19 protein-coding genes and 1 pseudogene are annotated in these 20,148 nt (G+C 62.4%); 12 read left to right on the forward strand and 8 right to left on the reverse strand.

What is annotated here, in order from left to right:
• Window positions 1–24 precede the first annotated feature (24 nt).
• Window positions 25–282 (reverse strand): hypothetical protein, encoded by a 258-nt coding sequence (locus NKI46_RS22800; protein WP_352460938.1) that lies wholly within the window; start codon window positions 280–282, stop codon window positions 25–27.
• 229 nt (window positions 283–511) lie between these two features.
• Here NKI46_RS22800 and NKI46_RS22805 point away from each other — a divergent pair, with 229 nt between their 5' ends.
• On the forward strand, window positions 512–1,144 hold the full coding sequence (locus NKI46_RS22805) for a methyltransferase family protein (RefSeq protein WP_352562759.1): 633 nt from the start codon (window positions 512–514) through the stop codon (window positions 1,142–1,144).
• Here NKI46_RS22805 and NKI46_RS22810 read toward each other — a convergent pair.
• Window positions 1,138–1,353: a hypothetical protein gene (locus NKI46_RS22810; RefSeq protein ID WP_023672157.1), complete on the reverse strand. Its 216-nt coding sequence runs from the start codon at window positions 1,351–1,353 to the stop codon at window positions 1,138–1,140. The two genes, NKI46_RS22805 and NKI46_RS22810, sit on opposite strands and share 7 nt — an antisense overlap.
• Window positions 1,350–2,105, reverse strand: coding sequence for a COG4280 domain-containing protein (locus tag NKI46_RS22815; RefSeq protein WP_352460934.1), 756 nt, complete (start codon window positions 2,103–2,105; stop codon window positions 1,350–1,352). The genes NKI46_RS22810 and NKI46_RS22815 overlap by 4 nt, the downstream gene beginning before the upstream one ends.
• 59 nt (window positions 2,106–2,164) lie before the next feature.
• On the opposite strand from NKI46_RS22815, the pseudogene NKI46_RS30970 reads away from it, so the two are divergent.
• Together NKI46_RS30970 and NKI46_RS22825 are read left to right on the forward strand one after the other, a co-directional pair.
• Window positions 2,165–2,350, forward strand: a pseudogene (locus NKI46_RS30970) (ABC transporter permease); the annotation flags it as partial.
• Between the two features lie 90 nt (window positions 2,351–2,440).
• Window positions 2,441–3,442: a LacI family DNA-binding transcriptional regulator gene (locus tag NKI46_RS22825; RefSeq protein WP_352748025.1), complete on the forward strand. Its 1,002-nt coding sequence runs from the start codon at window positions 2,441–2,443 to the stop codon at window positions 3,440–3,442.
• A gap of 6 nt (window positions 3,443–3,448) precedes the next feature.
• Here NKI46_RS22825 and ocd read toward each other — a convergent pair whose 3' ends face one another.
• Together ocd and rocF are read right to left on the reverse strand one after the other, a co-directional pair.
• Window positions 3,449–4,510, reverse strand: coding sequence for an ornithine cyclodeaminase (ocd, locus tag NKI46_RS22830; protein WP_023730309.1), 1,062 nt, complete (start codon window positions 4,508–4,510; stop codon window positions 3,449–3,451).
• Window positions 4,507–5,442, reverse strand: coding sequence for an arginase (gene rocF, locus NKI46_RS22835; RefSeq protein ID WP_352748028.1), 936 nt, complete (start codon window positions 5,440–5,442; stop codon window positions 4,507–4,509). Before rocF ends, ocd begins: the two co-directional genes overlap by 4 nt.
• A gap of 147 nt (window positions 5,443–5,589) precedes the next feature.
• On the opposite strand from rocF, the gene NKI46_RS22840 reads away from it, so the two are divergent.
• The 4 genes from NKI46_RS22840 (at window position 5,590) to NKI46_RS22855 (ending at window position 10,226) form a co-directional block, all read left to right on the forward strand.
• The gene (locus NKI46_RS22840) at window positions 5,590–6,030 is read left to right on the forward strand and encodes an Lrp/AsnC family transcriptional regulator (RefSeq protein WP_352748031.1); all 441 of its coding nucleotides are present in this window, start codon (window positions 5,590–5,592) and stop codon (window positions 6,028–6,030) included.
• A 590-nt stretch (window positions 6,031–6,620) separates the two neighbouring features.
• Window positions 6,621–7,835 (forward strand): glycosyltransferase family protein, encoded by a 1,215-nt coding sequence (locus NKI46_RS22845; protein WP_023752843.1) that lies wholly within the window; start codon window positions 6,621–6,623, stop codon window positions 7,833–7,835.
• A 1-nt stretch (window position 7,836) separates the two neighbouring features.
• Window positions 7,837–9,081 carry a glycosyltransferase gene (locus NKI46_RS22850; RefSeq protein ID WP_023685068.1) on the forward strand — a complete coding sequence of 415 codons (1,245 nt, stop codon included), beginning with the start codon at window positions 7,837–7,839 and terminating at the stop codon, window positions 9,079–9,081.
• Entirely contained in the window at window positions 9,078–10,226 is a 1,149-nt protein-coding gene (locus NKI46_RS22855; protein ID WP_023818374.1) for a glycosyltransferase family protein, read from the forward strand. The genes NKI46_RS22850 and NKI46_RS22855 overlap by 4 nt, the downstream gene beginning before the upstream one ends.
• Here NKI46_RS22855 and NKI46_RS22860 read toward each other — a convergent pair.
• The gene (locus tag NKI46_RS22860; protein WP_352741859.1) at window positions 10,204–10,875 is read right to left on the reverse strand and encodes a class I SAM-dependent methyltransferase; all 672 of its coding nucleotides are present in this window, start codon (window positions 10,873–10,875) and stop codon (window positions 10,204–10,206) included. The genes NKI46_RS22855 and NKI46_RS22860 overlap by 23 nt on opposite strands.
• Before the next feature lie 266 nt (window positions 10,876–11,141).
• On the opposite strand from NKI46_RS22860, the gene NKI46_RS22865 reads away from it, so the two are divergent.
• The 3 genes from NKI46_RS22865 (at window position 11,142) to NKI46_RS22875 (ending at window position 15,324) form a co-directional block, all read left to right on the forward strand.
• Window positions 11,142–13,856 carry an ABC transporter transmembrane domain-containing protein gene (locus NKI46_RS22865; protein WP_352748034.1) on the forward strand — a complete coding sequence of 905 codons (2,715 nt, stop codon included), beginning with the start codon at window positions 11,142–11,144 and terminating at the stop codon, window positions 13,854–13,856.
• 34 nt (window positions 13,857–13,890) lie between these two features.
• A complete protein-coding gene (locus tag NKI46_RS22870) occupies window positions 13,891–14,358 on the forward strand; it encodes a cyclic nucleotide-binding domain-containing protein (protein WP_023672144.1) in 468 nt (155 codons plus the stop codon).
• A gap of 111 nt (window positions 14,359–14,469) precedes the next feature.
• Window positions 14,470–15,324, forward strand: a complete 855-nt coding sequence (locus NKI46_RS22875) for an MBL fold metallo-hydrolase (RefSeq protein ID WP_023685072.1) — start codon at window positions 14,470–14,472, stop codon at window positions 15,322–15,324.
• A gap of 1 nt (window position 15,325) precedes the next feature.
• On the opposite strand, the gene NKI46_RS22880 is transcribed toward NKI46_RS22875, so the two are convergent.
• Both NKI46_RS22880 and NKI46_RS22885 read right to left on the reverse strand, forming a co-directional pair.
• Window positions 15,326–16,084, reverse strand: a complete 759-nt coding sequence (locus NKI46_RS22880; RefSeq protein ID WP_352748037.1) for a polysaccharide deacetylase family protein — start codon at window positions 16,082–16,084, stop codon at window positions 15,326–15,328.
• Entirely contained in the window at window positions 16,081–17,169 is a 1,089-nt protein-coding gene (locus NKI46_RS22885) for a glycosyltransferase family 4 protein (RefSeq protein WP_023685074.1), read from the reverse strand. Before NKI46_RS22885 ends, NKI46_RS22880 begins: the two co-directional genes overlap by 4 nt.
• 74 nt (window positions 17,170–17,243) lie before the next feature.
• On the opposite strand from NKI46_RS22885, the gene NKI46_RS22890 reads away from it, so the two are divergent.
• Window positions 17,244–18,422 (forward strand): DUF3095 domain-containing protein, encoded by a 1,179-nt coding sequence (locus NKI46_RS22890; protein WP_031198422.1) that lies wholly within the window; start codon window positions 17,244–17,246, stop codon window positions 18,420–18,422.
• 302 nt (window positions 18,423–18,724) lie between these two features.
• Window positions 18,725–20,065, forward strand: coding sequence for an adenylate/guanylate cyclase domain-containing protein (locus NKI46_RS22895; protein WP_352748040.1), 1,341 nt, complete (start codon window positions 18,725–18,727; stop codon window positions 20,063–20,065).
• Window positions 20,066–20,148 lie beyond the last annotated feature (83 nt).

Here is a 20,148-nt window from a genome sequence, read left to right on the forward strand (position 1 = left end):
CGGTACGTGCGGCGAGGCTTGGCCTTACTTCCCCATGATCTTCATGGCCTGAGCGAAGAAGTCGTCGGCGCGCTTGTCGTCGTCGGCATTGCAGCGCTCGACGCCTTTGGCCTCGAGATCGGATACTTTGGTCTTGTCCGCGGCGCTCAGCGCCGCCAAGGCTTCCGCCGCGCGCAGGTCCTTCAGAGCGTCTTCGCAAAGCGTCGCAGCGGAAGCGGCTGAAAAAACCGGGTTGGCGATGGCAATGGCGCAGAGCGAGAAAGCGAGGGCTAGCTTTTTCATGCTGGTGTTCCTGTCTTGCGCCGGTATCCAGGCGGTGATGAAACGATGTCCGGCAGGTCGGCCGGCACAAGGACTATGGGCAGGCGACCTCGCCGCAATCTGTCCGCCCGCTTACAAATTCGTAAGAATGGCTGAAATTCCTGCCGGTTGCCTCGCCATCGCCGCACGGAAGCGCTAGTGGGTGGCGAGACACCGGCGCTATGAGCCCTGCCGGGGTGCAGGAACTATGATGAGCTACGCTCCCCCCAAGCCGGCAGCTAAGGCGTTCGACCAGCACAAGCGCCTGCTCGTCATACAAGTGGCGGCAGCCCTCACCGTCATGCTGTTGCTGTTCACCAAGCCCTTTCTCGTCGAAGGCTCGGACGGGCACGAATACATTGAGGCGCTGGGCATCGGCTTCGTGCTGGTCTGCTTCCTTGGCCGTCTGTGGAGCATTCTCTATGTCGGCGGCAGGAAGAACGACGAGCTGGTCACCATCGGCCCGTTCTCGATGAGCCGGAACCCGCTCTACTTCTTTTCCACGGTCGGCGCGGCGGGCGTCGGGTTGATGTACGGCTCGGTGCTGGTGGCGGCGGCGCTGGCTCTGGTGAGCTACCTGGTGTTCCGGGTGACGGCGCGCAAGGAAGCCGAGTTCCTGTTTGGAAAGTTCGGCCCCGCCTACAGCGTCTATGCCGAACGCACGCCGCCTTTCTGGCCGAACCCGCTGCTGTTTCACGATCAAGCCGAACGCCGGTTCTCGACAAAGGCGTTGCGGCGGACATTCACGGACGGGCTCTATTTCCTGGCGCTGTTCCCGGCCATCGAGACGATTGAGCAGTTGCGGATCAGCGGCATGCTGCCGGTGTTTTTCACCCTCTACTGACCGGAGCGCCGTGCCGCGCGGCGCACGCTGTAGAGCAGGATGACGAGGCAGCCGGGCAGAAGCAGGACGCCGCCGGCAAGCGGCGGCAACGCCAGCAGCTTCACTGCCGCGGCAATCGCTACGATCAACAGCAGCGCCAGCGTCGCAAGGCTGCCGTCGTCGATGAACATCCCGACGAGCTCCTTTAGAATGAGGCGGACGACGTTCATCGAGCAACTCCTTGTGCAGCCTTGGGGTAGCTGGCGCGCAACCAGCGCACCATGGCGAAGCACGCGACGGCGATGATTGCGAAGATGGCCAGCAGCGCCAGATCGGCGCCCGGCCAGTCGGTACCCAGGCCTTCGCCGGTCCAGAAAATGCCGAAGCTTGTCAACATCAGGCCGACGGCGAATTTGAGCGCGTTTTCCGGCACCCGCGCCAGCGGCCTGTGCACCGCAAGGCCGATGATCGTTACCAGGACGAAAGCCGCCAACGCGCCAAGGCTGGCATAGAAGGTCTGTGCATGCGCGGCGCCGACGGCAATGACGATGAACACCACCTCGACACCTTCGAGCAGCACCGCCTTGAAGGCCGCGAGCCCGGCCAGATAATCGGCGCGGCGGTCATTGGCCTGCTGCTGCAAAGCGGCGGTTTCCTTTGAAAAGGCCGCGTCCTCCTCATGCAGGGCGATGACGCCGACACTGCGCAAAATGGCCTTTCTCAACCAGCGCATGCCAAACAGGACCAGGAGCACGCCGACGACGAACTGCAGCACCGCAATGGGAATCAGCGCCAGCAGCGGTCCGAAGGCCAGCACCAGAGCCGCCAGCACCGCCAGCGCCAGCGCCGCGCCTGTCAGCGCTGGCCGCCAGCTGCGGGTGACGCCTACCGCCAGCACGATGGTGAAGGCCTCGACCACTTCGACGAAGGAGGCAAGGAACGAGGCGGTCACGGTGGAAAGTATGGGCGTCAGGCCGTTCATGAAGGTTTCCTGTCTGCGGGAATCACTAGCCTGAGAAGGATACAGCGCTCCGGCGGAAGGGAGAACGCGCCGGCATCGTCGCCATGGTCTATCTGTTGCGTCAACATCGGTGGCCCGGTCGCCGGCGTCGCTACGAGCTGCTCGGCGTCGGCGACAATTTCAAGCCGATCGTGCTAGGCCTTGTCATTGTGCTCGCCGTCATTCTGGATGCCTATCGGGAAAAGCTGTTGAGGGTGATCCGATAAAGCGCGTCGCGCTTTTTGGTTTTTGTTTTATGGATGTCATTTTCCCAGATCCGCCGGACACTCCGGGCGACATGCACTAGGGGACAAGAAATGACGACGATTGCCGATGTCGCGCGCCATGCCGGAGTGTCGGTCGCAACCGTCTCGCATGTGATGAACCGCACGCGCCATGTCGAGCCTGAGACGGCCGAGCGCGTCCATTCGGCCATCGCCGCCTTGCGCTACAGTCCGAACACGCTGGCGCGCAGCCTGAGGCGCGGCGAGACCAAGACCATCGGCCTGCTGCTGCCGGACAATTCCAACCCGTTCTTCGCCGGCGTGGCGCGCCAGATCGAGGATGCCGGCTTCCTTGCCGGCTATACGGTGATCCTGTGCAACTCCGACGGCAGCGCCGAGAAGGAGGAGCGCTATCTCCAGGTGCTGATGGCCAAGCAGATCGACGGGCTGATCTTCGCCGGCTCGTCGGATCATGCGCGGGTGTTCTCCAGCCTTCTGCCCGGCGTCCCGGCGGTGCTAATCGACCGCGAGATCCATTCGGTCAATGTCGATTCCGTGCTGGTCGATCACGATTATGGCGGCTATCTCGCCGGCCGCTATCTGGCCGGGCTCGGCCACGAGAAGATCGGCGTCATCGGCGGCCCGAGCGATTCCAGCTCCAGCCCCGCCCGCCTGCGCGGCTTCGCCAGGGCGCTGCAGGAAGCCGGCCTCGACCTGCCGCCGGCCTCGGTGGTGGATTCCGACTATCACTTCGCCGGCGGCCGCACGGCGATGGAGCGGCTGATGGCGCAGGCGCCGGGGATCACGGCGCTGTTTGCCTGTAACGATCTGATGGCCATGGGGGCGCTGACAGTGCTGCGCGGGCGCGGATTGCGGGTCCCCGGCGACATGTCGATGATCGGCTTCGACGACATACCCTATGCCGTCACCACCTGGCCGCCACTGACGACGATCGCACAGCCGGTCGAGAAGATCGGCACGCGGGCGGTCAGCCTGCTGCTCGAGCGGGTTGCCGAGCCGGCGGCGCATTCGCGCCGCGAAGTGCTCACCCCGGTGCTCGTCGAACGGGAGAGCTGCGCGCCGTTGCGCGGCTGAAGCCCCTCAGGCGGCTGCCGGCTGCAGCGCTGCCCTGAGCAGCATGCCGAAGAGGTCGCGCGGCTCGTCGGGATCGGCGAGCAGGTCGAGCTCCTCGTAGAGGCCGGTGGCCTGAAGCTGGTCTCTGATATAGCGCAGTGCGGAAAAATCCTCGGTGGCGAAGCCGACGGAATCGAACAAGGTGATCTGTTCCGCCGTCTTGCGGCCTTCCGCCTTGCCGGTCATCACCTGCCACAACTCGGTCACCGGATGGTCGGCGTGGAGCTGCTGGATTTCGCCCTCGATGCGCGTCTGCGGCGAGAACTCGACGAAGATGTCGGAGCGCAAAAGGATGTCGCGGTGCAGTTCCGTCTTGCCGGGGCAGTCGCCGCCGACCGCGTTGATGTGCACGCCGGAACCGACCATGTTGTCGGTCAGAATGGTGGCGGACAGCTTGTCGGCGGTCACCGTGGTGATGATGTCGACTCCTTCCACAGCATCCTGGCCGGTGGCGCAGATGGTGATGTCAAAGCCTTTGCCGGCGAGGTTGCGGGCGCATTTTTCCGAAGCGGAACGGTCGATGTCATAGAGCCGCAACCGGTCGATGCCGAGCAGCGCTTTGAAGGCGACAGCCTGGAATTCGGACTGGGCGCCATTGCCGATGATGGCCATTGAGCGCGCGCCCCTGGGCGCCAGATATTTGGCGGCGACGGCGGAGGTGGCCGCGGTGCGCAGCGCCGTCAGGATCGTCATTTCGGTGAGCAGCATCGGATAGCCGGAACCGACATCGGCGAGCACGCCGAAGGCGGTGACGGTCTGGCGCCCCTCGCGCATGTTCTTGGGATGGCCGTTGACATATTTGAAGCCGTATAGCCGGCCGTCGCTGGTCGGCATCAGTTCGATGACGCCGTCATGGCTGTGCGAGGCGATGCGCGGCGTCTTGTCGAACAGCTCCCAGCGGCGAAAATCCTCCTCGATATAGGCGGCGAGTTCGGTGAGGAACCGCTCGACGCCGATGGTCAGCACCAGCTTCATCATGCGGTCGACGCTGACGAAAGGGACGATGGCAAGGCGGGAAGGCTGGGTCATGCAATGCTTCCGGAATGGCTGCGGGTCGGGCGGTCCATGATCCGGCGGCCCATCAGGCTGGCGGCGAGGTCGACCATCAGCGTGGCGGTGCGGCCGCGCTCGTCGAGGAACGGGTTGAGCTCGACCAGATCAAGGCTGGAGACCAGGCCGCTGTCGGACAGCATCTCCATCACCAGGTGCGCCTCGCGGAAGGTGGCGCCGCCGGGCACGGTGGTGCCGACGGCCGGCGCGATGGAGGGGTCGAGGAAGTCGACGTCGAGGCTGACATGCAGCAGGCCGTTTTCCTTTTCGACGATGGCCAGGAAGGCGCGCAGCAAAGGTGCGACGCCGTGCTCGTCAATGGTGCGCATGTCGTGCACGGTAACCCCCGCTTCGCTCAGCGCCCGGCGCTCCGCCGGATCGACGCTGCGCAGGCCCATGACGCAGATGTGGGCAGGGTCGACGGCGACAGGCAGGTCCGGGAAATAACCGTTGAAGCCCGGCCGGCCGCTGGCATAGGCGAGCGGCACGCCGTGCAGATTGCCGCTGACGGTGGTATCGAGCGTGTGGAAATCGGGATGTGCGTCGAGCCACAGCACGAAGAGCGGCCGGCCGCGTTCCGCGGCGCGGAGGGCTATGCCCGACACCGTGCCGGCCGATATCGCGTGGTCGCCGCCAAGGAAGATCGGCATGGCGTTCCGCGAAGCCGCATAGGCGGTCTCGGCTATCGCCGCCGTCCAGGCGGAAATCTCCGGTAGGGCCTTCAGCGCGAGATTGCCATGGACGATTGCGCGCACGGCGGCCGGTTGCACCGCGCCCCAGTCCTCGACCTCGTGGCCAAGTTCCGACAGCACCGAGACAAGCCCGGCCGTGCGCAGCGCGCTTGGCCCCATCTCGCATCCCATCCTGCCGGCGCCGTCCTGCACCGGCGCGCCAACGATCCTGCAGCGCATGGTTCTTGTTGTCCTTGTAAATTGATTGGGCGGTTGATGCGTGGAATGAACCATCCCGGCCCGGCAGTATGAACAGGCGAAATTGGCATTTCGAGAAGAATGATTTATCATTCCGAGAAGTCAGCTTGATCAAAACGGACAATAGTCATGGACGCACTCGACGAAAGGCTGGTCACGCTGCTCAGGCATGATGCCCGGCGCAGCATCTCCGATCTCGCGGTCGATCTCGGGGTGTCGCGCGCCACGGTCAGGGCGCGCATGGAGCGGCTGGAAAAAACGGGCGAGATCATCGGCTACACGGTGGTGCTGCGCGCCGACGCGGTCGACCAGCGGATGCGCGGCGTGATGATGATCGAGATCGAGGGCCATGCCGCCGACCGCGTGGTCCGGGCGCTCGGCGGCCTCGCCGAGGTTTCGACCATTCACACCACCAATGGCCGCTGGGACCTGGTGGTCGAACTCGGAACGGCGTCGCTCACCGATTTCGACGCGGTGCTTAGGCGGATACGGCTCATCCCGGGGATAACCGGCAGCGAGACAAGTCTGCTGCTGGCGACGCCGCGCACCACAAGGGCAAGGTTGGCGTAGCCGTCGTTCCGGCCGGCGTGTTCACGCAAAGCTTTGTGACGGATCTGGCGAATGGGTCGCCTGCCTGCGAAATCTCATTGAGGGCGGAGCTATCCTCCACGTGACGGAGGAAGTCGGCATGACGCGAGATTGCACCAGCTTCAACGGTGCAAGGACCGGATGCTTGCCACAGGCCAAGGCTGATGGCAGGATAAAAGGCCGCAACGTGCGGCCTCTGGCGGCCGTTGTGTTTCGATGGATTATGAAGCATTTTCCCAAGGTGCGGGTTCTCCTCACAATGTGCGGCAGCCTCGTTTCGCCTTGGTCGCCCTTGATTTTTCGCAATGTGCGCTTTGCCTGCCTCAGGCCGCAGGGCATTTAATTCCACGGGGTCAAGCCTCATGACAGAGATTTGTGCTCGGGCCGTCTATCGTCGGCGAAGACAAGGCATGGCGCCACAATCAGCGCCCCTGGCATTCGTGACCTGGTGAAGAATGCCGTTGCGTACCTCTCGCCCCCATGTTTCAAAACAGGTCGATAGACCCGCGAGAATAGTTTCGAAGCCTGCGGGGTTGCCCACGGTCCGGCGAGAATTCTAAAAGACGTTCACAATGACACAGCACGCAAAAGACGCACGAATTCTCATGTACAGCCACGACACGTTCGGGCTCGGCCATTTGCAGCGTTGCCGAACGATCGCGCATTCGCTGGTCGGGGATTTCCGCGGACTTCAGGTGCTAATCATTTCGGGCGCCACCATCGCGGGCGCCTTCGACTACCGCGCCCGCGTCGACTTCGTGAAGATCCCCAGCGTCATCAAGCTGCGCAACGGCGAATACACCTCGCTGGAAAAGGACATCGATCTGCATGAGACGCTAAGGATGCGGCAGTCGATCATCCGCCACACGGCCGAGAGCTTCCGGCCGGATATCTTCATCGTCGACAAGGAACCGCTGGGGCTGCGCGGTGAGATCGAGGATACGCTGTCCTACCTCAAGACGCGGGGCACCACGCTCGTGCTTGGCCTGCGCGAGGTGATGGACGCGCCGCATTTGCTCGAAGCGGAGTGGGCACGCAGGGATGTGATGCGCAAGATTGGCCTGTTCTACGACAAGGTCTGGGTCTATGGCCCGCCGGATTTCTACGATCCGTTGACCGGCCTGGACGTGCCGCCGGCGGTCAGGGCAAAGATGAAGTTCGTCGGTTTCCTGCAACGGAGCCTGCAGCAGAACCAATTGCCCGGCCACCGGCCCGAGGGCGACTATATCCTGGTTACCACCGGTGGCGGTGGTGACGGCGCCGACCTGATCCACAACGTCATCGAGGCCTATCAGCAGGATCCGCGATTGCAGCACAGGGCGCTGATCGTGCTTGGGCCCTACATGCCGGCGCGCAAGCGCAACAAGCTGGTCAGGAAAGGGGCCAAGATCCCCTATGTCAAGATCATCGAATTCGACAACCGCATGGAAGAGCTGATTGCCGGCGCCAAGGCGGTGGTGGCGATGGGCGGTTACAACACCTATTGCGAGATATTGTCTTTCGACAAGCCGGCGCTGATCGTGCCGCGCGTCACGCCGCGCGAGGAACAGCTGATCCGGGCACGGCGCGCAGCCGAACTCGGCCTCATCGAGATGCTTTTGCCTGAGGAAGCCGAGGATGCCCAGCGGTTTGCCGATGCGCTGCAGGTTTTGCCGGGCCGGCCCCGCCCATCGCAGAGCAATGCGCATCTGACTCTGGAAGGGCTGCCTCATATTTCCGAAATCGTCGCGGAACTGCTCGACCGGCGGGCCGGCCATCACCTTTCGGTCATTGAAGGCATGAACTGAGTTGCAACACCGCAAGATCGTCGTGGTTCTGAAGGGCTACCCGCGGCTGTCGGAAACCTTCATCGCGCAGGAGCTGCTCGGTCTGGAGCGTGCGGGGTTCGACCTGATACTTTTCGCGCTCAGGCGGCCGACCGACGCAAAACGTCATCCCGTGCACGATGAGATCAAGGCCCCCGTCCACTATCTACCGGAATATCTGCACAGAGAGCCGCTGCGCGTGCTTCGGTCGCTGTTTGCCTGTCTGCCGCGGCCTGGCTTCTGGCGCGCGCTCAAATCGCTGGCTGCCGATATCCGCCGCGACTTTACCCGCAATCGCGCGCGCCGCTTCGGGCAAGCGCTCGTGTTGGCCGCCGAATGGCCGCAAGACGCGGGATGGCTGCATGCCCATTTCGCGCACACGCCGGCATCTGTGACGCGCTATGCCAGCCAGCTTCGTGGCTTGCCCTGGAGCTGCTCAGCCCATGCCAAGGACATCTGGACGTCGGCGGACTGGGATCTGGCCGGCAAGCTTTCCTCGGCTCGCTGGACGGTCACGTGCACGAAAACCGGCTTCGACCATCTGAAAAAACTCGCCAACGGCAGTTCGTCCGTGCATCTGAGCTATCATGGGCTCGACCTTGACCGCTTCGGCAGTTTCGGCGAGGCGCGAAAACAGCATGACGGCTCGGCGCCGGCCGAACCGGTCATGATCTTGAGCGTCGGACGCGCCGTTGAAAAGAAGGGCTATGATACGTTGCTCGAGGCTCTTGCCCTCTTGCCTGGCGATCTGGCGTGGCGTTTCGAGCATATCGGTGGCGGCGAGGAACTGAAACGGCTGAAAGCGCTGGCGCAAAGGCTCGGACTGGATGGCCGCGTCTCCTGGAAAGGCGCGCTGGCGCAGGAGGAGGTGCTCGAGCACTACCGCAGCGCCGACATCTTCGCTTTGGCCTGCAGGATCACCGCGGATGGCGACAGGGACGGCCTGCCGAATGTTCTGGTGGAGGCGGCCAGCCAGCGGCTTGCCTGCGTGTCGACCGATATTTCCGGCGTGCCGGAGCTTTTATCGTCGGATGAAACCGGGCTGCTGATTCCCTCGGAAAACCCGACTGCCCTGGCACAGGCGCTGGAGCGCCTGATCCGCGATCCCGTCCTGCGCGCCCGCCTCGGCGACGCCGCGGAGCGGCGCGTGCGAAGCAATTTCGACCATGTGGCAGGCATTGGACAGCTCAAGGAACTGTTCGAGCGGGAGTGGCGGGCCGCCGAATGAAGCGGCTGCGCGCTTTCTTCTATGTTCAGCACCTGCTCGGCATCGGCCATCTCGCGCGCGCCAGCCGCATTGCGGCGGCTCTGCTCGATGACGGGTTCGACGTCACCGTCGTGACCGGCGGAGCGCCGATCGCGGGATTTCCGGGATCGGGTGTAAAATCCGTGACCCTGCCGCCTGTCACCTCCGGTGACGAAGGATTTTCCGGACTTGTCGACCTGCAGGGCAAAGCCATCGACGATGATTTCAAGAGGCGGCGCTCAGAGATGCTGCTGCAGGCTTTCCGGGATTACAGGCCCGACATCGTCATTATCGAGGCGTTTCCCTTTGGACGCCGGCAGATGCGTTTCGAACTCCTGCCGCTGATCGAGGCCATCGAAACGACATCGCCCAGACCGCTGCTGGCGACGTCCGTCCGCGACATCCTTCAGGAGCGCGTCAAGCCGAGCCGAAACGAGGAAACCGTCGATCTCGTCAACAGGCATTTCGATCTTGTCATGGTCCATGGCGATCCGGCTTTCGCAACCATCGATAAGACATTTCCGCTGGCTGGGGCGATCAGGGCCGAGGTCGCCTACACCGGGCTCGTTGCGGCGCCGCCGGCGCCCGCGGCCTCCGAGCGCTTCGACGTTCTGGTGTCGGTTGGCGGCGGGGCGGCCGGAAAGAGCCTTGTCAGATCCACCATCGCGGCGGCGCGCAATCCCGACAACGCCTGGACATGGTGTTTGATCACCGGCCCAAACCTGCCGAAGGACGAGTTTGACGCGATCACACGCGATGCCACCCCACGCCTGTCCATCTTCCGGTTCCGCGAGGATTTCGCCAGCCTGCTGACCGGCGCCCGCCTGTCGGTCTCGCAGGCGGGTTACAACACGGTCTGCGATGTCATGCGCGCGGGGTGTCGCTCGCTGCTCGTTCCATTTGCAGCCGGCGGGGAAACCGAGCAGACGCGTCGCGCGCTGATGCTCGAAGAGCTCGGTCTTGCAACGGTGCTGACGGAAGAGGAGCTGACGCCTGAAGGTCTGGCGCAAGCGATCGAACAGGCGCTTGCGGGACGGCCGCCAGCCGCGCATCGCCTCGATCTGGAAGGGGCGCGGCGCTCGGCGCAAATCCTGCGCGAGCGCTTCAAACAGTTCCAATCAGCATGAAGCGCGTATATTTTTTTGTCGGCAGTTCACCGGAGAACCTGATCTGCCGCAGCGCCGCCATGGCTTCGAAGGCTGCAAGTGACGCCACGCAGTTGATGTGCGTCGGCTCGCTGAAATAATCGTTCGATTGCAGCAGGACATTCGTGCCCTGCGGAAGCAGGGCAAGCCAGGCGCTTAGGTCGGCTATGTGTTCGCAGCTCGTATTGACCACCAGGTCGGGCCCGCCGGCGGCATAGTCGAGTGCGTACATATCTGCCGTCAGCGCTTGAAACCGGTCGCCGGCTTGCCGGTTGAGTGTCCGGGCGACCGCGCCGACTTCGGGATCGATGTCGATGCTGTCGATCGCCGCGATGTCGAAGCGGGCGTCGTTGAAAAGCATCGCCGGCAATACGCCGTACCATCCACCCAGAACCCATATGCGCTCGAACCGGCCGCCGCAGCTTTCGAACAGCCTGTCGAGCGCCCACATCTTGCAGGCGACCTGCTTGTGGTTGAAGGCATTGGCGATATCGGCCTGCGGATGCTTGGCGATGACGCGCGCCAGCCCGGTCACGAGAGGGTGGTCGAGATAGGCGGCAATTCCCCGCGTGAGGTCCAGGGCTTGCTCATGCCCATCCATGCCGGCATTGCGTGGTTGCGTGACATCCATCATATTCGTCTTCTATGTTGGGATTTCGGGCGACACAACGCAATCTTGCCTCATGCAAGGCTGTTCGACTTGCGGACGCGATTGTGCCGCAAGCCGTTTCGCCATTGCCCCGAGGAGGCCGATTGCATTTGTCCGGACCATCGGCCTCCATCCGGCTGGCGCGCAGCTGTCGCTTCGAGGTCTTCGGTGGCGGCGAAGACATGGCCGATACACCATTCGCCAGCAGGTGCCTTTACATTCCGCATCCTTCAAACTGACAATCGCATATGGAAACCAGCCTAGCCCGCTATATCTGGACGCACACCAGGAAGCAGCAGCTCTGGATATTGATGATCGTCGTGCTTTCGATGGTCCCGTATTTCATGTCGTTCGACCTGCCGAAGCTGATCGTCAACGGCCCGATCCAGGGCAAGGGGTTCGAGCAACCGGGCGCGACCCTGCCATTCATGAGGTTGCACTATAACCTGCCGTTCATCGGCGAGGTGCAGTTCTTCTCCGGTTTTCAGCTCGACCGCACGTCGACGCTGCTTGCGCTCAGCCTTGTTTTCCTCTTGCTGGTCGTCATCAACGGCTTGTTCAAGCTCTATATCAACACTTACAAGGGGCGGCTCGGCGAACGCATGCTGCGGCGTATCCGCTTCGACCTGGTCGATCGTGTGCTGCGGTTTCCGCCGATTTACTTCAAGCGGGTGAAATCCGCCGAAGTGGCGACCATGGTGAAGGACGAGGTGGAGCCGCTGGGCGGCTTCATCGGCGATGCCTTCCTGCAGCCGGTGCTGCTCGGCGGCCAGGCGCTGACGGCCATGCTGTTCATCATGGTGCAGAACGTCTGGCTCGGAATGATAGCGGTCGTGATCGTCGCAATCCAGATCGTGCTTATCCCGCGGATGCGGCGGCGGCTGCTCGTCCTCGGGCGCCAGCGGCAGTTGACGGCGCGCGCGCTTTCAGGCCGGGTTGGCGAAATCGTCGACGGCATCGGCGCGGTTCACGTCCACGATACGTCGAACTACGAGCGCGCCGACATAGCAGCCCGGCTCGGGCTCATCTTCAAAATCCGCTTCGATCTTTACCAATGGAAATTCATGGTAAAGTTCCTCAACAATTTTCTCGCGCAGCTCACGCCCTTTCTGTTTTACATGATCGGTGGCTATCTGGTCATTCAGGGGCGGTTGGATGTCGGCCAGCTCGTGGCCGTGATCGGCGCTTACAAGGACTTGCCCGGACCGATGAAGGAACTGATCGACTGGGATCAGGACCGGCAGGATGTCCAGGTCAAATATCAGCAGGTCGTCGAACAGTTCACCGTCGAGAATATCATCGCGCCGGAAATCGGAGCACTGACGATCGACGATCCCGATCCGATGACCAAGCCGCTGTCGGCGATCAGCCTGTCCATAGCAGACGATGGCGGCGCAATGCTCCTCAATCGCATCTCGCTCGAGGTCAAGCCGGGTGAGACGGTGGCGCTGGTCAGCACCGCAACAGGGGGAGCGGAGGCGCTTGCGGAAGCCTTTGCGCGGCTGACCTGGCCGGATAGCGGAAGGATCGTTTCGGGCTCCGATGACTTGCTCGATCTCCCCGAAGCCGTGACCGGCCGGCGCATATCCTACGCTTCGTCGGATGTTTTCCTGTTCCAGGCAAGCCTGCGCGACAATTTGCTCTACGGGTTGAAGCATGCGCCGCTGACATCGGTGACATATGACGGCGCCGCGGCGGACCAGCACCGTTGGAACATCGACGAGGCGCGCCGGTCGGGCAATCCGGATCTCGATATCCGCAGCGACTGGATCAACTATGCCTCCGCCGGCGCCACCGGCCCGCACGACCTCTTCGAAGCCGTGCGCCGGGTGCTCGACGCGGTTCTTCTGTCGCGCGACATTCTGGATCTTGGCTTGCGCTCTTCGGCCGACCTCAAGCGCCACACGAAGCTTGCCGGGCGGATCGTCGAATTGCGTGCGGCGCTGCGAACCCGGTTGGAGGAAGAAGGCCTGAGCGCGCTGGTGGTTCCTTTCGAACCGGGCGCCTACAACAAGGAAGCGACGATCGGCCAGAACCTGCTCTTCGGCGCCGCGGCCGGCCCCGAACTGGCTCACAAGGCACTGGCGTCCAATCCCTATTTTGCTTCCGTGCTGAAGCAAGCCGGCCTCGATCGCACGCTCTACGAAATGGGTATGGAGATCGCCGAACAGGCGATCGAGCTGTTTGCCGACCTCCCGCCCGAACACCAGTTCTTCCAGCAGCTCGCCTTCATGAGCGCCGAGGAGATACCCGCCTACGAAACCTTGCTGCAACGGCTCAAGAATCGCCCCTACGATGCGGTTTCGGAGAACGACCGCGCCATGATGGTCACGTTGAGCTTTGCCTATATCGAGCCCCGGCATCGCTTCGGCCTGCTGACCGACGAGTTGATGAGCAAGATCATCGCTGCACGCAACCAGTTCTATGAAAACCTGCCGGCCGAGCTGCAGAAAGCTGTCGAACGGTTTGACCCGGCCAAATATATCGCCGCAGCCACCGTCATGGACAATGTCCTGTTCGGGCGTGTCGGCAACAACCATCCCGACGCGCCGGACCGCATTCGCTCCATCGTCTATGATATTCTTGACGAACTGGGGCTTTATGCCGAGCTTCTGGATGTCGGCCTGGACTTCAACGTCGGCGCCGCCGGCAGGCGGCTGACCGGCGGACAGCGACAGAAGCTCGATGTTGCCCGCGCCTTGCTCAAGCGTCCCGATTTCCTCATTCTCAATCGGCCGCTGTCGGCGCTCGACCAGCGCGTGCAGGACAAAGTGTTGCGGAATGTGCTCGACGAAGCCAGACGCGACGGCCATTCGCCGGCAATTGTGTGGGTGGTGACGAATCCGGCAATGGCGGCGATGTTCGATCGGGTTGTGGTCTTTGACTCAGGCCAATTGGTGGAAGACGGAACACACGAGACACTCTTGGCGGGAAACGGTATCTTCAAGGAACTTGTGTCATAGTCTGGCAAACGCGAATTCAGGAAGGTTTGCGACAATGCTGCTCAAGGATGAAGTTGGAATGCTGCAACGCGTTCCCTTGTTCTCTGGCATCGAGCCGACAAAGCTCAAGCTGCTCGCGTTCACGTCCGATCGCGTGAACTACAGTGCCGGCCAGATTCTTTTCCGGCAGGGCGACGAGGCAGACGCCGCCTATGTCATCCTTTCGGGCAGCGCGGATATTCTGGTCGATTCCGACAATGGGCCGATCAAAGTTGCCGAATTGCTGCCAAATTCGATCGTTGGCGAGATTGCCATATTGTGCAACAGCTCCCGTACTGCCACCGTCAAAGCGGCAAGTGAGCTGGAGGCCTTGAGAATCCGCAAGGACCATTTCCTGAGGCTTATGAAGGAGTTTCCCGAAATGACCATCGAGATATTGCGGGTTCTTGCCGATAGGCTAAGCAGTACGACCGCGGACCTGATCGACGCACGAACGGCCGAGAGCGATTCACAGTTGCACTGAAGCGGCGAGCCGCTCTGTTTCTTTGTTTTGATGCAGTTTCCGGAACCGTGTCACACCTTTCCTGGAACGACTCTGGCAGCAGTTGGTTGGCTACGATGGGCGAAAGGGTGCATGGACGACGATTTCTTCCTTGTCAGGTTTTGGGGCGTGCGCGGCAGCATTGCGGTGTCGGGGCCAGAATTTGCTCGCTATGGCGGCAACACGATCTGCATCGAGATGCAATGCGGCAAGCATACGCTTCTGTTCGACGCGGGCTCCGGCCTGCGGCCTGCCGGCAGGACGCTTCGAGCGTCGGGCGTCACCGATTTCGACCTGTTTTTTACCCATTGCCATTACGATCACATCATCGGGCTGCCGGCTTTCAAGCCTATTTATGAACGAGGCATCAAAGTTACGCTTTGGTCCGGGCATCTCGCTGGACGCATGACGACGCGGCAGATGGTCGATGAATTCATTCGGCCGCCATGGTTTCCGGTGACACTCGGTGTCTGCAAGGCGAGCCTCGACTGCCGCGATTTCGCATCCGGAGACCTGCTTCGGCCACGCGAAGGAGTTGTTGTACGAACCGGTAGTCTTACCCATCCGGGCGGCTGCATCGGCTACCGGGTCGAATGGGGGGGCCGCGTCGTGGCGGTCATCACAGACACCGAGCACGAGCCGGGCAAACTCGACCAGGCGGTGCTCGGCCTGATCAGAGATGCCGACCTCGTCATTTACGACTGCACCTACACCGAGGAGGAAATGGAGCGCTACCGCGGCAACGGGCACTCGACATGGCAACAGGGCGTCAAGCTCTGCGAGGCGGCCGGCGCGCGCGGGCTTGCGCTGTTTCACCACGATCCGGCACGCACCGACGATGAGCTGGACGAGATGGAGAAACTGGCCAAGGACAGGTTTGCCGGCGCTTTTGCGGCGCGGGATGGCCAGACGCTCACATTCCCAACTTCAGTGAACAAAAAGCGCTGAGCTATTTTCCGGCGCTGCGTTCGGTCAATGTGCTGATCGGAAGCCATGCGCAGGCTTCGGTCCGCGCGGTGATCGTGAACAGCCGTTCGAGGAAAAGCCATGCCGATTCATCATGGACGAGATGGTGGGTGAGCAGGCCGACCGGTTCGCCGCCGTCGAATGCACGCTGCAATTGCGCGACGATGGCCTGAACCAACAGACCAGGATCGCGGCAGCCGCGCGTGCCATGCCAATCCATGATGTCGACATTGCTGTTGATGACCGCCAGGGAAGCCGGCCTTGGCGGCCCGAACACCGACAATGCCGCAAATCCTATCGATCCGAGGTCGGGTACCAGGCCGGCGTCGATCCGGTTCCAGGGCGGCACCAGCATCGGAACCGCACGTGCGCCGTGCAGGCCGGTTACACGCGACAGCCCGCCGGCCAGCTCATCCAGCACCACCTCGCGTGGCCGATGCGCGCCGAGCTCCTGCTTTTTTTGACCCTCGGGCGCATGATTTCGGTGCGCCCAGCCATGAATGGCAACCGTGGCATGCGGCGCGGCGTCAAGCCGGACGACAAGCTTCCCGTCGGTCTGGGCCGGAATGACGGCCAGAGTGACCGGAACCGCGAAGTCACCGGTGAGGTCGAGCAACCGATCGAGCGCCGGCGTCGGATCCACGGCGTCGTCGTCGCGCAGCCAGAACTCTGCCTTGCGGCCCCACCGTTGCCGATGCGCCAGCTCGTCCACCAGAGGCTGCCAAATCGGGTCGGACGTCATGACAACGGGATCATCTTGAGAAGTTCCGCCAGACGGGCCTTTGCAGCACCGAGAGAGCGTTCTTCGAGAACGAAACGTCTGGCCTCTGCAGCCATGATGGTTCTTTCGTCATTATTGGCCAGAAGCCTTGCGATGGCCGAAGCGAACGCCCCCACATCGCCCGGCGGGGTGAGAAACCCGGTCTGGCCATGCCGCACGACCTCCGGCACGCCGGCAATGTCCTGAGCCACCACCGGAAGGCCGGCGGCCTGTGCTTCAAGATAGGCAATGCCATAGGCCTCGCCGTAACCCGGCCAGACGTAGATTCCCCCGCGATAAAGGACATCCGGCACGGCGGCAGGCTCGATGGCGCCAAGCCATTCGATACGGTCGGCGGGCAAGCCGGCGAATTGCGCCTTTACCTCGTCACGGGCAGGTCCGTCCCCGACGACCGATAGCGTCCAGGGGAGATGGCCGATCAACCCGAGCGCCTGCGCCAGCATGCGATAGCTCAAGACCTTGTCGCCCGGGCGCATCATGGCGACGGTCACGAGGCGCGTCGGATAATCCAGTACCGGCATTTCGTGGAATGCCGATGTGTCGATGAAGGGTGAAAGCATACCGAGAGCGGCGTGGGGGACAGCATCCGCCAGCCCCTGGCGATCCCTTTGCGTGAAGCAGATGTTCAGCGCCGCCTGTTCGATGGCTCGCGCGACCAATGCCTGGCTATCGGCCCACGAACCGGCGTTGCGCCGTTCGGAATAGGAGGCTTCGGCCGTCACATAGGGGACGGCAAAGGCCAACGCCAGCTCGGGCCCGATCAGGTCGGGCGCCTTGTAGTAGGGATGATAGGAGAACCAGAGATCGGGCTTGCCGTCACGGTCCCAAAGCCTTGTCAGTCGCGCGGCTTCGTCCCGGGCCTCGATCATGAGCGCATCGAAACTTTTCGGTTCCGGCTGGCGTAGATAGAAGCGCAACTCCGATGCCAGTTCGACGCTATGCCCGCCATGCTGCAGCGCCTGGACCAGCATCCGTGCCATCTGGCGGTCGCCGGAGACAACGGGATGATTGGGCGACTTCAGCGGGGCGTAGAAGGCAATTCGCATCGCGCGATCCTATCATCGCAAAGCCTGCCCAAGTCAATTTCGAGGCGTGATCGACTTCACCTTCAAGCGCTGGAATGTGCTATCTGATGCTTATGGAAACAGCTGTCGCGTCCGACCCGTTCGTCGCTTCTTTGCCGGTCTTCGCAAAGTTCGAAAGCGTTGCCGATATCGACAACTATCGGCCTCTCCCCGATGGCTGGGCGCTGGCCACCGCCGACATCGTCGGCTCGACCAAGGCGATCGAGGCCGGGCGCTACAAAACCGTCAATATGGCCGGCGCCAGCGTCATTTCGGCGCTGCTCAACGCGCTGGGACGGCAAGATCTTCCCTTCGTCTTCGGCGGCGACGGCGCGCTCGTGGCGTTTCCCGGCTCGGCGCTGGAGATCGCCCGTAACGCGCTGGCTTCTGTCCAGAGATGGGTGGCGGACGAACTGGACCTGACCTTGCGTGCCGCAATCGTGCCGATAAAGGACATAAGAGGGCAAGGCCTCGACGTTCGCGTGGCGAGGTTCCAGGCCTCCGAAGCAGCCTTCTATGCCATGTTCGCCGGCGGCGGCGGCAGTTGGGCGGAAGCCGAAATGAAAGCCGGGCGCTACCGCGTCGACCCCGCCCCGGCCGGCGCGCGGCCGGATCTGACCGGCCTCTCCTGCCGCTGGAACCCGATCGAAGCCCGGCATGGCGAAATTGTCTCGATCATAGCCGTGCCGGGGGCATCGCGCGACTTGCGTGGTTTCCAGTTTCTGGCTTCCGACATCATCGCCCTTGCCGGCAGGCAGGAGCGCGATGGCCACCCGGTGCCGGTGGACGGTCCGGCCTATAGTCTCTTGCCCGCCGGTCTCGATGTCGAGGCACGGGCCACGGCGCCGCCGGGGCGGCGGTGGCTGGCCAAGCTGTGGGTGATCTTCCTGATGACGCTTACGGCCTTCACCGACAAATTGGGCTGGACGATCGGCGGTTTCGACCCGAAGGTCTACAAACGCCAGGTGGCCAGCAATTCGGATTTCCGCAAGTTCGACGACGGCTTGAAAATGACCATCGACGTCGACGCGGATGTGTTGCAGCGGATCGATAACCGGCTGAAACAAGCGGAAGAGGCCGGCATCTGCAACTATGGCCTGCACCGCCAGAAGTCGGCCTTGATGACATGCCTCGTCATCTCGCCGCTGCAGCGCGATCATGTTCACTTCATCGATGGCGCCGCCGGCGGCTATGCAATGGCTGCCGCAAGCCTGAAGGCGAAGGCGCCGGTCTGATACGGCTTGGGGAATCGATTTTCCGCAATTCGCCGGGGCCATGGTTCTTGAGACCCGGCGAGCCCAACGGTGCCTGAGCCGACCAATTATTTGCGCGATGTCAGGATCGGGATTGCACTTCGCCGGCAGCCTCGCCACATAGTGTTGCAGGTGATTTGTGCGGTCGACGTCTGCTTGCTTCCTGCAAGGACAGTCATTCGGGATATTCTTCGCCGGCTTCTGCCCCCGAAGCCGGCTTCATTGACTTCGAGAATTTTGCGGATCAAAGGAGATGGCTCGTCTTCGACGGGTTTCGAGATAGCATGAGCACAGCGCAAGCAGAAATTTCCAACATTCTCATGGATAAGGTTGCCGATTGGCTGACCCAGTCGGCGCTGGCGGGCGACGACCTGGAAACATTGGTCAAGGGTTTTTGTGAACGGCTGGCTGCTGCCGGCCTGCCGCTGAAGCGGGTGCATTTGAGCTTTTCGATGCTGCATCCGCTTTATGACGCGCTCGGTTTCACCTGGATTCGCGGCCAAGGCCTGGAAGTGGAAGGCTTCCGGAGTGAGGACGGCGTCCATTCCGACAGATTCCTGACCAGCCCATACTACCATCTGCTCAGCAACAAGCTCGATCATCTGCGGCGCCGGCTCGACCCGTCGGTGCGGTCGGAGTTTCCTGTTTTCGATGAGCTCAGGCTTATGGGCGTCACCGATTACATGGCTTTCGTCCATCCCTTCAACGGCGATACAAGTCAGGGCATGTTGGGGTCCTGGTCCACCGACAGTGCTTCAGGCTTCAGCGACAGCATGATTTCGGCGCTGCTGCGGATCCAGAACCATCTCGCTATAGCAAGCAAGATGGCGGTGCTCACCAAGCTCGCCGACAACATGATGACCACGTATCTCGGCGGTGACGCCGGCAGGCGCGTGCTGGACGGCCAGATCAAGCGCGGCGAGGGCGACACAATCCGGGCCGCGCTGGTGATGGGCGATATGCGCGGGTCGACAAGGCTCGCCGAAACCTCCGGCCGCGAAGTCTATATCGATACGCTGAACCAGTTTTTCGATGCCATCGCAGCACCTTTCAATCGCAAAGGCGGGCAGATCATGAGTTTCCTGGGGGATGGATTCATTGCCGTCTACCCCTGCGAAAGGCACCGGGCGCAGTCAGAGATCGCCTGCCAGGCTGCTCTTGCGGCTGCGCACAAGGCCAGCATGCGCATGATGGAGCTCAATCTGCGCAGAAAAGAGCAAGGACTGGGCGATATAAAATTTGGTATCGGCCTGCATGTCGGCAATGTGATGTTCGGCAATGTCGGGCTTACCGACCGACTCACATTCTCGGTCTTCGGCTCGGCTGTAAACGAGGTCCAGCGTCTCCAGACCCTGACCAAGAAATATCCGCACAGCGTTCTCGCCAGCAAGGACTTCGCCGGTTATTGCGGGGCCAACAGCTGGCTGACGCTCGGCGAGGAGGAACTGGCGGGCAGCAAGCAGAAGCTGACGGTGCTTTCACCCGATCTGTCGGGTGCTCTCGCACTCGATGAAGACGCTGCGCTGCAGCCGTTTCACGATCGGATATCGGACGCCGAGCAGGTCATGCTACTTCATCGCGATGCCGCGCGGCTGTCGGCGGGCGACCGGAGGAAGCTCCAGTAGTCACCACCATCCGATCTGGACGCCCTGGTATGCTGTCCGGCCGCCGGTCGCCGGGGAATTCGTTTCGAATCCAAGTTGCTCTG

It is taken from the genome of Mesorhizobium sp. M0615, assembly GCF_040320805.1.
Lineage (GTDB): Bacteria > Pseudomonadota > Alphaproteobacteria > Rhizobiales > Rhizobiaceae > Mesorhizobium.

What these genes read in the sequence shown, in the direction of transcription:
- NKI46_RS22800 (WP_352460938.1), bottom strand. Translation starts at nt 282, where the DNA reads ATGAAAAAGCTAGCCCTCGCTTTCTCGCTCTGCGCCATTGCCATCGCC.
- NKI46_RS22805 (WP_352562759.1), top strand. Translation starts at nt 512, where the DNA reads ATGAGCTACGCTCCCCCCAAGCCGGCAGCTAAGGCGTTCGACCAGCAC.
- NKI46_RS22810 (WP_023672157.1), bottom strand. Translation starts at nt 1,353, where the DNA reads ATGAACGTCGTCCGCCTCATTCTAAAGGAGCTCGTCGGGATGTTCATC.
- NKI46_RS22815 (WP_352460934.1), bottom strand. Translation starts at nt 2,105, where the DNA reads ATGAACGGCCTGACGCCCATACTTTCCACCGTGACCGCCTCGTTCCTT.
- NKI46_RS22825 (WP_352748025.1), top strand. Translation starts at nt 2,441, where the DNA reads ATGACGACGATTGCCGATGTCGCGCGCCATGCCGGAGTGTCGGTCGCA.
- ocd (WP_023730309.1), bottom strand. Translation starts at nt 4,510, where the DNA reads ATGACCCAGCCTTCCCGCCTTGCCATCGTCCCTTTCGTCAGCGTCGAC.
- rocF (WP_352748028.1), bottom strand. Translation starts at nt 5,442, where the DNA reads ATGCGCTGCAGGATCGTTGGCGCGCCGGTGCAGGACGGCGCCGGCAGG.
- NKI46_RS22840 (WP_352748031.1), top strand. Translation starts at nt 5,590, where the DNA reads ATGGACGCACTCGACGAAAGGCTGGTCACGCTGCTCAGGCATGATGCC.
- NKI46_RS22845 (WP_023752843.1), top strand. Translation starts at nt 6,621, where the DNA reads ATGACACAGCACGCAAAAGACGCACGAATTCTCATGTACAGCCACGAC.
- NKI46_RS22855 (WP_023818374.1), top strand. Translation starts at nt 9,078, where the DNA reads ATGAAGCGGCTGCGCGCTTTCTTCTATGTTCAGCACCTGCTCGGCATC.
- NKI46_RS22860 (WP_352741859.1), bottom strand. Translation starts at nt 10,875, where the DNA reads ATGGATGTCACGCAACCACGCAATGCCGGCATGGATGGGCATGAGCAA.
- NKI46_RS22865 (WP_352748034.1), top strand. Translation starts at nt 11,142, where the DNA reads ATGGAAACCAGCCTAGCCCGCTATATCTGGACGCACACCAGGAAGCAG.
- NKI46_RS22870 (WP_023672144.1), top strand. Translation starts at nt 13,891, where the DNA reads ATGCTGCTCAAGGATGAAGTTGGAATGCTGCAACGCGTTCCCTTGTTC.
- NKI46_RS22875 (WP_023685072.1), top strand. Translation starts at nt 14,470, where the DNA reads ATGGACGACGATTTCTTCCTTGTCAGGTTTTGGGGCGTGCGCGGCAGC.
- NKI46_RS22880 (WP_352748037.1), bottom strand. Translation starts at nt 16,084, where the DNA reads ATGACGTCCGACCCGATTTGGCAGCCTCTGGTGGACGAGCTGGCGCAT.
- NKI46_RS22885 (WP_023685074.1), bottom strand. Translation starts at nt 17,169, where the DNA reads ATGCGAATTGCCTTCTACGCCCCGCTGAAGTCGCCCAATCATCCCGTT.
- NKI46_RS22890 (WP_031198422.1), top strand. Translation starts at nt 17,244, where the DNA reads ATGTGCTATCTGATGCTTATGGAAACAGCTGTCGCGTCCGACCCGTTC.
- NKI46_RS22895 (WP_352748040.1), top strand. Translation starts at nt 18,725, where the DNA reads ATGAGCACAGCGCAAGCAGAAATTTCCAACATTCTCATGGATAAGGTT.